The following is a 13,961-nucleotide window of genomic DNA, read 5'->3' on the forward strand; positions in this document are numbered from 1 at the left end:
TACGAAATTACGATGCAAAGCCTTATGTCTATTCATCCAGATCCAAAAATTAATAAGTTAAACGTACTTGGCGAACCGTTGGCAAGCTGTTGTTTCGATCCAATTACAGGGTATTTCCGAAATGGATTTTGCCATACAGCCACAACAGACCTCGGTCAACATACTGTTTGTGCAGAAATGACCTCGGAGTTTTTGAGCTTTTCACAAAAAGTCGGCAATGATTTGATTACGCCGCTACCAGAAGTTGGTTTTCCGGGCTTAAAACCTGGTGATTTCTGGTGTATCTGTGTGTCTCGCTGGGTGGAAGCCTATCAGGCAGGCAAAGCGCCCAATGTGAAATTACATGCGTGTCATCAATCGGTGCTGAGTTATGTTCCCTTAGATATCTTGCTCGACTACGCGGTTTAAGCACCATGCAGCAAATTATTTTGGCGTCGAGCAGTCAGACCCGTAAAGCATTAATGGATCGTTTGGGCATCACCTATACTGCCCTATCTCCAGATATTGACGAAACACCACGTGGCGAAACACATGCCGATCAACTCGCATCTCGTTTGGCCTACGAGAAAGCACAGCATATTGCAAAAAACTATCCAAATGCTGTAGTGATTGGTTCAGATCAGGTTGCATGGCGTATTCATCAGCCCGATCAATTTATCGGAAAGCCGCTGAGCGCTGAAAATGCCATTGCACAGCTCAAGCAAAATTCGGGTCAAACGGTGTGTTTTAGTACAGGTTTGAGCATACAACATAGAGCTTCAGGTTTTGAACACACGCTTATCGAGCATTATCAGGTAAAATTTAGAGTATTGACCGATGCTGAAATCGAGCGCTATGTCGCCACCGAGCAACCTTTACAGTGTGCAGGGAGTTTTCGATGTGAAGGACTAGGCATCAGCTTATTTGAATCGATGCAAGGATCAGATCAAACCACGCTGATGGGATTACCATTAATAACGCTTTGTAAATATTTACGTCAATTGAATATTCAGTTGCCCTAAATCAGATTTAAAACCAAAAAAAGCATTTAGAAACCATCGTTTCTGAATGCTTTTCCTCATAGATTAGATCTAGGTCTAAATATATGCTTAATAAAGCCCCATAAAATAACCTACAGCAACGACAAATAATCCGACAAGCCAGATCCAACCAAATGAATACTTAAGATGCTTCCCCATATCTGTGCCAGCAAGTCCCATCGCCAGCCATGTTGCCGGTGAAAATGGGCTTACAAATGTCCCCGCATTATTGCCAATAGCCATTGCATAAACAACAGAGTCAATAGATACACCAGCAGTCGCAGTTACTTCACCAATTACGGGTAATAGTGCGAAATAATAAGCATCTGTACTGGTAAAAATATCGAGTGGCACACCCAAAAGACCGACAGCGATATGCAAGCTTCCAACCCAAGTCGGAGGTAATATATGAATTAAATCCAAGGCAATCGCTTTGAGCATACCCGACTCTGAAAGGATTCCAAGAAATGCGCCTGCAGCAAAAATAATGGCAACCATATTTAAGGCTTGAGGTGCATGACGTGATATTACTTCAACTTGTTGTCTTGGTCTTGGAAAATTCACCAACAGCACTAAAGATAATGCAATCATAAATACATAGGGTGCTGAAAATAAACCGAAAGCCAGACAAATAATTGAAATCAAGATCAGCGCAATGTTAAACCAAAAATTTTTAGGTTTACGAGCTTCCCCATCATCTGTATCTTCTGCCAAGTCGCTTAAAGTACAATCTTGCTCAAATGGCGTGGTTCCATTTATCGCGGCCGCCTGAATACGCTTTTTCTCTCGTAGCCCCATGATTGCGGCAAAAGCTATCATTCCAATAATTCCAACAATTTGTACTGGAATAATATTTTGCCACAATATAGAGGCTTCAATTCCTGTAACCGCAGAAGCTCGTCCCAGTGGTCCACCCCAAGGCACCATGTTCATAATTCCCATACTACCCGCCATGAGCAGTAGCATTAGATAAGGACTCATACCTAACTTTTTATATAAAGGTAATAAAGCTGGAATAATAATCAAAAATGTAGCAGCACCTGAGCCATCAAGATGAACAATTGCTGCAATCAGTGCCGTCATCATGGCAACTAAAACCACATTTCCACGTGTTAACTTGACTAAATGCCGAATCATCGGATCAAAAATATGCAATTCTTTTAAAATACTAAAAAATAAAATTGCGAATAAAAACATCACGGCAACTTTTGTCACCTTCATCATTCCCGCTTCAAAAAAAGTAGAAATTTCACTTATGGAAAATCCTGCAATTAAAGCTCCAATCAGTGGAATAATTGACATGGCCAAAATAGGGTTAGATTTACCCGTCATCAGTAAGGCAACAATTGTAATAATTATCAACAGTCCAATCAGCGTTAGCATATTTACATCCTATAAAACCAATATTCCCAAATCATAAAAAACTTAAAATATGCTTAAAATAGAATAAAGCAATCAAAATACTAATATACGAATGGTTATTGTGATAAGCAAAAAATATCAATTTGTTTAGAAAAACGTAAATGCCTTGAGCTAATGCATAAAGTTTGTACGATTGAAAAATTTAGTTAATGTAAAATATCTATCACAGTTACATATCTCTTCAGATTGTATTCTATAAACATTTTTATCGAGGCAATTAATGTCCAGCCCACTTCAGGTCTTAGGCGGAATCACCGCAGAACAATTTTTAAATGAGTATTGGCAAAAAAAACCATTGCTGGTTCGCAACGCCATGCCTGAAATTATCAATATTCTTGAACCTGATGATGTGAAAGAACTGGCCCTAGAGGAAACAGTCAGTGCTCGTCTCATTAAGCAAAAAGATAAAGATCCAAACCAATGGAGTGTCAAATCATCTCCACTGATTAAGGGTGATTTTCAGAAATTACCAAAGCTCTGGACACTGTTGGTTCAGGCTGTAGACCATTATTCTTTTGATCTGGCAGAACTTTGGAAAAAATTTCCATTTATTCCACAGTGGCGACGAGATGACATTATGGTGTCTTACGCACCTAAAGGTGGCTCAGTAGGCCAGCATTTCGACTTTTATGATGTTTTTCTGGTTCAGGGATACGGTCATCGCCGTTGGCAACTTGGGCAAATGTGCGATGAAAACACAGCGTTTGTCGCAGGTCAGCCCCTCAAGTTATTACCAGAAATGGATGTTCACTTTGGTGAAGTTTTAGCGCCAGGCGATTTACTGTACGTACCACCTGGGCTGTCGCATTATGGCGTTGCAGAAGATGACTGCCTCACTTTTTCGTTTGGCTTTCGTATGCCAAACGTTGCGACCATGATGGATCGAGTGAGCGATCGATTTGCAGACAACGCCTTACTCAAAAATCCCGTGATTGATATCATGCGAGATCAGGTGGGCCAGATTGGAGAAATGACCAGTAACGAGCTGGCTTACTTAAAGGCCAAAGTACTCGATCAGCTTCAGCATTCAAGCGACTTTGAACACGCCTTAGTTGCGCTGATGTCTGAACCTAAGTATCCAGATAACATTCCAGAACCTGACGAAATTGAAGCCGATGACTTACGCGAAATTTTGTCAACGGGTTATGAGCTATGTCTGGAGCCTGCATCTCGATTGCTTTATACCCAACAGGATGATCAGTTACTGTTTTGGGCCAATGGTGAAGCGTGTTGTATCGATGATAGGTTTGCCCCACTGCTAAAAGCACTTGCAGATGGTCAGGTATTAACGTTTGATGCGCAATTTGATCATGATGAATTTCTTGAAGATCTAGCACAGTTGTTAAATGATTCGGTCTTAATGCTGCTACCACCTGAAGAAGAATAAAATTAAAAGTGCGAAGAATTGACATAATTCTTCGCACTAACAATTCGTTACTTGAGCTTCCTGATTGTTCTTGGCAAGTTAAACATAGAACAAAAATCAAGGAAATTGCTTGAAATGGCTAGCCCGGCGCAAATCATTCGTCATAAATTACTCAATACTTTCTTCTCGCGGCACTCTGTCTGGTTTCTATGTATGCTGGTTGCAATCAGTATTTCATGGTTCCATTTCACCCACACACCCCATTATCTGTATTATTTTATTTCCGATACTGTTTTAAATGTAATCTGGGTCATCACCAGCATTTTAAGTGTGGTTGGATTATACGATGTACTTCAAAGCAAACACTCTATTTTAAGAAATTATCCCATCATGGGTCATTTTCGTTTTTTATTTGAAGATTTTCGCCCTGAAATTCGTCAGTATTTTATTGAATCAGATCAAGATGCCTTGCCTTTTTCACGCATGCAGCGAAGTTTAGTTTACCAGCGCGCCAAAAACCAAAATGCAGATAAACCGTTTGGATCGATTATCGATGTCTATCAAAAAGATTACCGCTTTATGGTGCATTCACTGGTTCCATGCCCACCTGCGGATATCAAAAGTTTTCGTATTAACATTGGTAATGCTCAATGCACCCAACCCTACAGCGCATCGATCATGAATATTTCTGCGATGAGCTTTGGCAGCTTGAGCGCCAATGCAATTCGTGCGCTCAATAAAGGCGCTCAAATGGGTCACTTTTATCATGACACCGGTGAAGGTAGTTTAAGCCCGTATCATCTTGAATATGGGGGTGACATTGTATGGGAAATTGCCAGCGGCTACTTTGGTTGCCGTACGCCTGATGGAAAATTTGATCCTGAAAAATTCAAACAACAGGCCGAACTTCCACAAATTAAAATGATTGAAATCAAACTCTCTCAAGGCGCAAAGCCCGGCCATGGTGGCATTTTACCTAAGCATAAAATTACTGAAGAAATTGCACAAATTCGTGGTGTGTCTCGCGACCAAGATTGTATTTCCCCACCAAAACACTCTGCGTTTAATACACCTATTGAAATGATGCACTTCATACAGCAGTTACGTGAACTCTCTGGCGGCAAACCGGTCGGATTCAAACTATGTATTGGTCAGCCTTGGCAATTTATGGGCATTGTTAAAGCAATGCTGGAAACCAAAATTGTGCCAGACTTTATTGTGGTGGATGGCTCTGAAGGCGGTACAGGTGCGGCACCGATCGAATTTAGTGATTATATTGGTACACCGCTCAGAGAAGGCCTTTTATTTGTACACAATACCTTGGTCGGTGCAGGATTAAGAGATCAAATTAAAATTGGCGCCAGTGGAAAAATTATCAGTGGTTTCGATATTGCCAGTACGCTTGCATTAGGAGCAGACTGGGTCAACTCTGCGCGTGGCTTTATGTTTGCCGTTGGCTGCATTCAGGCCCAAAGTTGCCATACGAATCAATGCCCCGTAGGCGTCGCAACCCAAGACAAAGATCGTCAAAAAGCCATCCATGTACCGACTAAAGCTGAACGTGTATTTAACTTTCAAAAAAATACCTTGCATGCACTGGCCGAAATTATCGCAGCTTCTGGTTTACAACATCCGTCAGAAATTAAGGCACATCATTTAGCACAGCGAGTGAATGATCGCGAGATCAAAAACTATGCTCAGTTACACTTCTTTTTCAAAGGTGGAGAACTTCTCGACTGCCATGAAAAAGATGACGAAAACTTTTACTACAGAATGTGGAATATGGCGATGGCCGATCATTTTTAAAAAGCACACCATCCATCAGGCGCATCTAATCACTTGATTTGATTGCGCCTTACTTTTTTAGAGGTACAGATATCAAGGTATGACGACTTAAATAACACAGTACGTCTTATCGCAATTGATCTGCTCGTTCAAAACAATAAAAATTACGCTGCAAAATCTTATTTAACTTAAAATCTTTCGCTTTTGACTTAATCATTCTATTTAAAATGAAAGTTCATATCAGCGAGACTTAATGTTTGATATCTCATGTAGCACAAATTTAAATCACATTGTGCTTATCATTCGAACTATCAAAACATCATAGATTAATGAAATAGATAAACTATTAAATTTAATCATTTTAGATAGAGAATACACATACAATGAATACACATTGTAATTACAAAAGATATTCAAATTCCATTGCTTGCTATAGCAAAAAGCCAGCGCTTGAGGCTGGCTTTAATTAAAGTAAATATAAAGACTTAATAATAGTGATGTTTAGGACGAGCATGCAAAAATGCAGGAATTAACCCCGTGAGTGCAGCGCGAATATCCGCTCGCTCATTAATTAACTGATGCGAGCCTTCTTCAAGCATGAGTAAGGTTTGCAAACGAAACTTACGCCGAATGAACTCAATGTTATAGCGCCAATCGACAGTTTGATCGAGTGCGCCTTGTGCTAACCAAACCGGTATCCTGCAAGGTGGACGCTCTTCCATTTCAAACATCCATTTAGACATTGCCAGAATCCAGTCCATCCCCATCATACGTGGTTGTAACGGATCTTTAAGACGCACAAAACGTAAAAATTCAGGATTATGATTGTTGCGTCTAAAGTGTCTTGGTACTTGACGGCGTATTCTGCGAATAATGCCAAGCCCGACCGGATTATGCCACCATGCGGTTTTGGCAGGACGAATTAAAGGTGAAAGTAATAACACCCGATCTACAATAGGATCTTGGCGTTTCTGTGCATATTCGAGTAAATGATGCATCCAGATTGCACCACCCGTACTTTGTCCAATACCGACCCAAGGCTTTGGCAGCTGGTTTGCATGCTTCACGTACTGATAAACTGCTAGCAACACGTGTTGGTAATGATCAAAATTTTGAATACTCGCCGGCGAGCCATCACTCAAACCATGACCGGGTAAATCGTAAGTGAGTACACTAAAACCCTGATCCAGAATTTCTCGGATAATCGGCTGATAAATGCCGCTATGCTCTAAATAACCATGCAGTAAAAAGACAGTACCTAATGGAACATCACGCTCAGGCTGAAACACCTGAACATGCAATTTAAACAGTGGCATTTGAATGTAGCCTTGCCAGTGCTTCGCAGACAATTGATCGAGTCCGTACAGTTTTTTATAGGCCAGTAAATCCCGAGATGATTGCATTTCGTGATTCAGATTTAGTTGTGGCAAAATCTGTGGAGTCTGCTCACGATTCGGGACTGGCAGGTCAAGTTGCTGTAATACTGTAGGATTTAGAAATGGAATATCTGACATTTAGGGCACCTCACGACAACCACTTGAGCCAAAAAGCATATCCCGTACTGTGGCCAAAAGTTCGTAATTGGCACGGCGACTATGATCATAATTTTGCTGGCTCGGCTGCCAAGCGCTTAATTGAGTAGGCATTGGAGCTTCAACTGGAATGGTTTCAATTCCATTCAATGCAAAAAGACGCCGTGTTCGCGGCATATGATATACATCTGTTACAAGCATCACAGTCGGTGCTCCACCTTTTTTCTGAAGCAATAAAGAGCTAAATCGCGAATTTTCACAGGTATTCATACTGCGGTTTTCAAGCAATTTTGCTTCTACGCCTCGTTCTTTTAACCATGCTTGCATATAAGGGGCCTCAACACCACTCAATACAATCGGTAATTTGTATTTTTTTTCAATTTCCAAAGTTTTTTCTAGGCGAAGTTTGGTGTAGGCATTCACTACAATATCTTTACGATTATCTGCGAGTGTTAAGCCACCACCTAAAACCACAATGGCATATGGTTTGGCATGATAAGACGAAGCTCTGAGATCACTTTGATTTTGTCTAATAAACTCGATATCCTCGGTAATTTCATTTTTACTGGCTTCGTCTTCTGGTGTTGCAACAGGATGTGTTTTTAAAAAAACAATATATTTGTCACGTAGTGCCTTATTTTCAGAGTGATTTAAATCAAACAACTGGCTCACAATTACACTTGAGGCTGATGCTGGATTCTCTGGATTCTCTTTTTCATGCTTGGCAGCATCTTTTACGTGAGTCGTCTCATCTTTCTTGGCCAGTAAAGGCACACTGGTTGCATTTTTTTCGTCTTCTTGCTGCTCTTTAAGTTGCTCATCTTCAATGCGGTGTTGTAGTGCGCGATAACGCGCTTGTAACAGACCAAGTTCTTCAAACTTCTGTTGACTCATGGCCTCTTCGACTAACCGCAAATAGGCTTGACGTGCAATCCAGAGATTTGAACCAGGCTCTAGATTTTCATGCTCGCTAAGCGATGCATTTTGCTGACTCTTTGCAGCCACTTGATTCACTTCGACAGGTACAAAGTAATTCAGTCCCTTTACGATCATTTTTGAATAAAACGGCGTGTAGATAAAAACCATTAGACATGCGGCAAGTACGAACAGTATAGCCACTGCTCGAACAAGTCGGATCATCCAATGTATTTGTGTCATACAGTTTTGTTCCTAATGTGAAGTAATCAAACCGTTTGAATTGAACAGCACGGGTTCAGGCTCAAGTCGAACATTAAATTTTTGTGCGACATCTGATTGTACTGCTCGGTAAGTGTGCTGCACATCGGTCAAGGTTGCATTGGCATAATTCACCAGAACAAGTGCTTGTTTTTCAAACATTCCTACACAGCCGAGCTTTTTACCTTTCCAGCCAGTCTGATCGATCAGCCATCCTGCTGCAATTTTGGTACGTCCGTCTGGCTGCGGGTAATGAGGAATCGTAGGAAATTTTGTGTGGATTTGGTCAAATTCCTGCGATGAAATCACCGGGTTTTTAAAGAAACTACCTACATTAGGATATTCTTTAGGATCTGGCAATTTGCTTTGACGAATCGCAATCACTTGTTTTTGTAAATTTTCGGGCGTTTTGTCATCACCAACCGCTTTGAGCAAATCACCGTAATTTAGCTTCAGTTTCGGCGTTTTGAGTAATTTAAAACTGACATGTGTAATGACATATCGCTCAGGATCATCTTTAAAAATACTGTGCCGATAAGCAAATTCACAGTCTTGAGCATCAATGGACTTTACAGCCTGAAGCTTACGATCATACACATGAACCTGTTCAATAAACTCACCAACCTCAACACCATATGCTCCAATATTCTGAACCGGAGATGCACCCACCAATCCCGGGATTAACGCCAGATTTTGAAGTCCATACCATCCATTTTCGGTAGTTTTTAAAACAAATTCATGCCAGTTTTCGCCTGCACCCACATTTACCAGTACATGCTCGGCGCTTTCATTGATTATTTCATATCCTTGAATATCCATATGAAACACCAACGCATCCACATATTGTGGCAGCAACATATTGCTCCCGCCAGATAACACGAGTACATTGAGATCATGAGTATGGGCATATTCGAGTGCATCGATTAGTGCGTGCACAGAATTGATCTTGACATAGTGCGATGCAATCACATCAAGCTGTAACGTATTAAATGGTTTGAGTTGAATCTGTTGTTGAATGTGTATCACGTTAAATCCTGTTTTGATCCACTATCCGTGGTGTTCACGTTTAAACTCGGCTACCCATGCTGCAGCACTGGATTCGCATTGATCCAATACACGTTCGAATCCATCTGCGCCGCCATAATAAGGGTCTGGGATGGCTTTGTGTTTGTATTTAGGATCATGTTCACTCATCAAAGCCACTTTAGAGCGTACACGTGATTTTCCAAAACGTTTAATCGCCTGACGCTCTAGGGTTTGAATGTCTTCAAGATTTTGATGATCCATCGCCAAAATCAGATCAAACTCAATGAAGTCTTCAAGCTGAATCTGGCGAGCACGCAGTGAAGATAGATCATAGCCACGCTTTAAAGCATGTGCTTGAGAACGCGCGTCTGGCGCTTTATTGGGATGATAATTGCTGGTGCCGGCCGAATCGACAGTTATATTGAGATTATTTGCATCACACGCGTGTCTTAATACGATTTCAGCCGTTGGCGAGCGGCAAATATTACCTAAACAGACACATAACACCTTATAAGGCGTTTGAGATGACATATCAAACCTCAGCAACAGATCACGATGAATAACTGTTATGTTAAGTGATTTAATTCACGAATCCTATAGAATCTCTTAAGAGTTTCGTGATCAAATGATTTGTCGATCAAAAAGCATTCTTTTGATGCGGCTTCACAATAAAATGATGGATTAACTCAATAAAACAATGATTTGTAATCGACAAGTAAATTAAATAAGGACGGAACGATGGGATATTTTCAGTTTCAGAGCGCATCAAGCATCATTTCAGGATTGGGATCAATTGCTGAGCTTAAAACTATTTTGATTGATCGAGACTATCAAAAAGTTTTGCTGGTGACGGATCCAGGAATGATTGCCCATCAGTATCACTTACCTGTCATTAAGTGTTTAGACGCAGCTCAGATTGATTATGTTATTTATTCAGATATTCAAGCCGACCCACCCGAGCAGATTGTTTTAAATGCGGCTGCCTATGCGAAACAAGAGAAAGTTGATGCCGTTTTAGGCTTTGGCGGTGGTAGCTCAATGGATGTCGCAAAAGTGATTGCGTTACTTGCCCATCCTGATCAAATACAACAGTTAAGCGACATGTATGGCGTAAATAATGCCAAAGGCCCCCGATTACCGCTGATCTTGATTCCGACTACAGCAGGAACCGGCTCCGAAGTCACACCGATTTCGATCATCACGACAGGTGAAACAACTAAAACCGGAATTGTATCTCCAGTTTTGTATGCCGATGTTGCGATATTAGATGCGAACTTTACCCGTGATTTACCAGCACACATCACCGCGGCCACCGGAATTGATGCCATGGTGCATGCGATTGAAGCTTATACCAGTAAACTGAAAAAAAATGTTTATGCCGATATGCTGGCAAAACATGCACTGCGTTTACTTAATGATAATCTGCCTAAAGTTCTGAGTAATGGACATGACATGGATGCACGTCAAAACATGTTGCTTGGCTCAATGCTTGCAGGTCAAGCATTTGCAAATGCACCTGTAGGGGCTGTACATGCGCTGGCTTATCCATTGGGTGGTCATTTTCATTTGTCTCACGGACATACCAATGCGTTGGTATTGGTCGAAGTTTTAAAATACAACGCGCCACATGCTAAACAGTTATATGCAGAATTAATGCAATGGCTTGACCCTAAAAGTAATGGCTGTGCAGACGGCTTGTGCGATTTGTTTATCGACCATATGCAAAATCATCTTGATCATAGTGGGCTGACTTTAAAACTGAGCCAACTCAATGTACCGCACTCTAGCCTTGAAACACTGGCGCAAGATGCATTATTGCAAACCCGCCTATTACAAAATAACCCACGCGAAATGACACATCAGGCTGCGTATCAGATTTATGAGGCAATTTACGCATGAAACCAATACCCAAACGCCGTGACCAGTTTCATTATTTTTTAAATATCCAGACACGCTGGGCAGATAACGATATTTATGGTCATGTAAACAACGTGACTTATTATAGTTATTTTGATACAGCCGCTAACTCACTTTTGATTCAACATGCAGGCTTTGATATTCGTCAGTCACCGATCATCGGACTAGTTGTTGACTCGGCATGCAGTTTTTTTAAGGAACTCACCTTTCCAGATACCATTGAAGTGGGTGTTGCAATTTCAAAAATTGGGCAAAGCTCCTTACGCTATGAACTCGCAATATTTAAGCAACACCAGCTTGAACCTTGTGCACAAGGACACTTTGTCCATGTTTTTGTTGATCGAGAGACACGAAAAAGTACCACAATTCCCGATGCGATGCGTGAGGCGCTTACAGCCTATCAGTTAAATCAAAGCTAAATAAAAAAATGGGCACCAACATAAACGTTTGCCCCTTTTTATAGCTTAAGATTAACGTTCTGCAATTCGGCATCGAAAGTATCTAGTAGTGATTTGACGACCTTGTTTTCACTCATCAAGGTTACCGCACGTTGGAAAGCTTTTTCTTTACGCTCTGACTGTTTGATAAACGGCGTAATTGAGGCCACTTCACCATATTGCACTTTAAACTGTGTGTTTGGCCAACGAGTGATCAACTCAGATTCAAGCGCATGTTGTAATTGAGACAACATCCCTTCATATTGCTGAGGAATAATAAAAATACTGGTGCCATCAATTTGCCCAGTCATCAATCCATATTGAGCGAGCTCTTGCACTGCAGGTGAAAGTTGACTGCCTCTAAACCAAAACTCCCATTTTTCAAGTGTCCACTCACCTTCAAGTACCTGTTCTTGAAGTTTCAAAATGTCTTGAGGCATTAGGTTATTAGGCTCAAGCGCTTCACTACTCACATCCGCGTTAATTCCATGGGCTTGAAGAGGTTCATTTTCTAGCACTGGCTCAATGTTGCTTGGATCTGACTCTTCAACAGCAAGCGCAGAAGTGTCTTCAATAGGCTGACCAAATAAATCAGTAGGTACATCGGACGCTACATCAGTTAAGGTTTGTAATTTTGGTTGTTCAAGATTTTCCTCTGGCTGAAGCTCGGTTTCTACTGGAAAAAGCGACATATCTTGTACGCTCAGTGCGGGCTCAACTGTGCTAGGTTCTAGACCGATTAATCCATCTGTTTCAATATCAAAAACCAAAACATCTGAATTTTCAGGTTCAGTTATAAGAGCTTGCTCAGAAACTGTATGATTGAGCACCACGTCATCCGACTCAACGTCGAGCGCTGATTCTTTGAAATGATCTGGTATTGGTGTTGGCTCTGCTTGAGCTGACGGCGCTTCAATTAAGCGCTGTTCATTACTCTCATCAATTGCTTCTATTTCTTGTATAGATTGCTTAGATTCTAAGGGGGTATGTGTATGAACATTTGGTTCATCCGTTTCAGCTGATTCAACTGAAACAGTGGTCGTACTGTGTGTAGAATGCCCCGGAGTGGTAGGTGCAGAATCGTGCACCACAATTTCATCGAGGGCCAATGGGCGAAACGCCAACAGGCGTAGTACACACATCTCGAAACCCTGCTCCTGAGTCACCGCGAGCTGAAGTTCGGCACGTCCTTTACAGGCGATTTGGTAATATAGCTGCAAATCTTGTGCAGATACAGTTTTCGACAGTGCAAGTATTTTTTGATTAATTTCGTCGCTATATTTTAAGCTTAGCTCAGGCAAATACTGAAGCAATGCCAGCTCGTGTAATGTCGAAATCAATTGATCTAGCACTAACGATACATCGAGCGCTTGTTGTCGAAATTGCATTAATAATTGACTGACACGCTGCGGGGCATTTTGATGGATTGCCAGAATCAGATCATAAATAATAGTACGATCAATCAACCCTAGCATTTCTTTAACATCTCGATGCTGAATTTCACCCTGACCATAGGCAATCGCCTGATCGGTCAGTGACAAAGCATCACGTAAAGAACCTTGCGCCGATTCAGCGATTTGCCAAATAGCGTCTTTTTCCGCTGAAATATCTTCTTTGGTTAAAATTTCGGTCAAATGCGATGTAATCTCATCGACTGCCAGCGGGCGCAAAGTAAATTGTAAGCATCTTGAAATCACCGTGATCGGAAGCTTTTGCGGATCGGTGGTGGCAAATAAGAATTTGACGTGTTCAGGTGGCTCTTCAAGTGTTTTGAGCAAGGCATTAAATGAATGCGTCGATAACATATGCACTTCATCAATCAAGTACACCTTAAAGCGCCCTTGAGTCGGTGCGTAAGGAACATTATCCAGCAGCTCTCGAGTGTCTTCTACTTTGGTTCGAGAAGCAGCATCAATCTCGATCAAATCAATAAACCGGCCTTCATTTACAGCCTTACAGGTCGTACAAACTTCACATGGTGTAGAGGTAATGCCAGTTTCACAGTTTAAACACTTCGCCAGAATACGGGCGATTGTAGTTTTACCTACGCCACGTGTTCCGGTAAATAAGTAGGCATGATGCAAGCGGCCACGTTCAAGCGCACTCGTAAGCGCACGAGACACATGATTTTGACCCACGAGTTCGATAAAGTTTCGTGGACGATATTTTCTGGCCAGTACTTGATACATGGATGCTCCTTGGTTTGTCCATAAGCATACTGTTTTTTTGAACGTTAGTGAATGAATAAGCACAATATCCGTTCAGAGTTGCTTTAAAGTGC

General features: G+C 41.4%; 12 protein-coding genes. 6 read left to right on the forward strand and 6 right to left on the reverse strand.

What is annotated here, in order from left to right:
• Nucleotides 1-24: 24 nt before the first annotated feature.
• A complete protein-coding gene (locus Aso01_RS06380; protein WP_039909918.1) occupies nucleotides 25-408 on the forward strand; it encodes a DUF2237 family protein in 384 nt (127 codons plus the stop codon).
• A 5-nt stretch (nucleotides 409-413) separates the two neighbouring features.
• Nucleotides 414-1,001, forward strand: coding sequence for a Maf family protein (locus tag Aso01_RS06385; protein ID WP_004937340.1), 588 nt, complete (start codon nucleotides 414-416; stop codon nucleotides 999-1,001).
• An 87-nt stretch (nucleotides 1,002-1,088) separates the two neighbouring features.
• Here the strand turns inward: Aso01_RS06385 and Aso01_RS06390 are convergent, their stop codons facing one another.
• Nucleotides 1,089-2,402 (reverse strand): CitMHS family transporter, encoded by a 1,314-nt coding sequence (locus tag Aso01_RS06390; RefSeq protein WP_004937339.1) that lies wholly within the window; start codon nucleotides 2,400-2,402, stop codon nucleotides 1,089-1,091.
• Nucleotides 2,403-2,661: 259 nt separating this feature from the next.
• On the opposite strand from Aso01_RS06390, the gene Aso01_RS06395 reads away from it, so the two are divergent.
• A complete protein-coding gene (locus Aso01_RS06395) occupies nucleotides 2,662-3,828 on the forward strand; it encodes a ribosomal protein uL16 3-hydroxylase (protein ID WP_004937337.1) in 1,167 nt (388 codons plus the stop codon).
• 114 nt (nucleotides 3,829-3,942) lie between these two features.
• Nucleotides 3,943-5,613, forward strand: coding sequence for an FMN-binding glutamate synthase family protein (locus Aso01_RS06400; RefSeq protein WP_004937334.1), 1,671 nt, complete (start codon nucleotides 3,943-3,945; stop codon nucleotides 5,611-5,613).
• Nucleotides 5,614-6,077: 464 nt separating this feature from the next.
• On the opposite strand, the gene Aso01_RS06405 is transcribed toward Aso01_RS06400, so the two are convergent.
• From Aso01_RS06405 to Aso01_RS06420, 4 genes are read right to left on the reverse strand one after another with little or no spacing between them, the layout of a single operon-like run.
• The gene (locus Aso01_RS06405) at nucleotides 6,078-7,106 is read right to left on the reverse strand and encodes an alpha/beta hydrolase (protein ID WP_004937333.1); all 1,029 of its coding nucleotides are present in this window, start codon (nucleotides 7,104-7,106) and stop codon (nucleotides 6,078-6,080) included.
• Complete coding sequence (locus Aso01_RS06410) at nucleotides 7,107-8,282, reverse strand: YdcF family protein (protein ID WP_004937331.1); 1,176 nt, start codon at nucleotides 8,280-8,282, stop codon at nucleotides 7,107-7,109. It abuts the gene before it with no gap.
• Between the two features lie 12 nt (nucleotides 8,283-8,294).
• A complete protein-coding gene (murB, locus tag Aso01_RS06415; protein WP_228127996.1) occupies nucleotides 8,295-9,323 on the reverse strand; it encodes a UDP-N-acetylmuramate dehydrogenase in 1,029 nt (342 codons plus the stop codon).
• 24 nt (nucleotides 9,324-9,347) lie between these two features.
• On the reverse strand, nucleotides 9,348-9,857 hold the full coding sequence (locus Aso01_RS06420) for a low molecular weight protein-tyrosine-phosphatase (protein WP_004937328.1): 510 nt from the start codon (nucleotides 9,855-9,857) through the stop codon (nucleotides 9,348-9,350).
• A gap of 207 nt (nucleotides 9,858-10,064) precedes the next feature.
• Here Aso01_RS06420 and Aso01_RS06425 point away from each other — a divergent pair, with 207 nt between their 5' ends.
• Together Aso01_RS06425 and Aso01_RS06430 are read left to right on the forward strand one after the other, a co-directional pair.
• A complete protein-coding gene (locus tag Aso01_RS06425; protein ID WP_004937325.1) occupies nucleotides 10,065-11,225 on the forward strand; it encodes an iron-containing alcohol dehydrogenase in 1,161 nt (386 codons plus the stop codon).
• Entirely contained in the window at nucleotides 11,222-11,662 is a 441-nt protein-coding gene (locus tag Aso01_RS06430; protein ID WP_004937324.1) for an acyl-CoA thioesterase, read from the forward strand. The genes Aso01_RS06425 and Aso01_RS06430 overlap by 4 nt, the downstream gene beginning before the upstream one ends.
• A 38-nt stretch (nucleotides 11,663-11,700) precedes the next feature.
• On the opposite strand, the gene dnaX is transcribed toward Aso01_RS06430, so the two are convergent.
• On the reverse strand, nucleotides 11,701-13,869 hold the full coding sequence (gene dnaX, locus Aso01_RS06435; RefSeq protein WP_004937322.1) for a DNA polymerase III subunit gamma/tau: 2,169 nt from the start codon (nucleotides 13,867-13,869) through the stop codon (nucleotides 11,701-11,703).
• Nucleotides 13,870-13,961 lie beyond the last annotated feature (92 nt).

Source organism: Acinetobacter soli (genome assembly GCF_000760595.1).
GTDB classification, from domain to species: Bacteria; Pseudomonadota; Gammaproteobacteria; order Pseudomonadales; family Moraxellaceae; genus Acinetobacter; species Acinetobacter soli.

Bases quoted from the DNA above. Each gene is read 5' to 3' on its own strand.
- Aso01_RS06425 (WP_004937325.1), top strand. From the start codon at position 10,065: ATGGGATATTTTCAGTTTCAGAGCGCATCAAGCATCATTTCAGGATTG.
- dnaX (WP_004937322.1), bottom strand. From the start codon at position 13,869: ATGTATCAAGTACTGGCCAGAAAATATCGTCCACGAAACTTTATCGAA.
- Aso01_RS06395 (WP_004937337.1), top strand. From the start codon at position 2,662: ATGTCCAGCCCACTTCAGGTCTTAGGCGGAATCACCGCAGAACAATTT.
- Aso01_RS06410 (WP_004937331.1), bottom strand. From the start codon at position 8,282: ATGACACAAATACATTGGATGATCCGACTTGTTCGAGCAGTGGCTATA.
- Aso01_RS06385 (WP_004937340.1), top strand. From the start codon at position 414: ATGCAGCAAATTATTTTGGCGTCGAGCAGTCAGACCCGTAAAGCATTA.
- Aso01_RS06430 (WP_004937324.1), top strand. From the start codon at position 11,222: ATGAAACCAATACCCAAACGCCGTGACCAGTTTCATTATTTTTTAAAT.
- Aso01_RS06405 (WP_004937333.1), bottom strand. From the start codon at position 7,106: ATGTCAGATATTCCATTTCTAAATCCTACAGTATTACAGCAACTTGAC.
- Aso01_RS06420 (WP_004937328.1), bottom strand. From the start codon at position 9,857: ATGTCATCTCAAACGCCTTATAAGGTGTTATGTGTCTGTTTAGGTAAT.
- Aso01_RS06400 (WP_004937334.1), top strand. From the start codon at position 3,943: ATGGCTAGCCCGGCGCAAATCATTCGTCATAAATTACTCAATACTTTC.
- Aso01_RS06380 (WP_039909918.1), top strand. From the start codon at position 25: ATGTCTATTCATCCAGATCCAAAAATTAATAAGTTAAACGTACTTGGC.
- Aso01_RS06390 (WP_004937339.1), bottom strand. From the start codon at position 2,402: ATGCTAACGCTGATTGGACTGTTGATAATTATTACAATTGTTGCCTTA.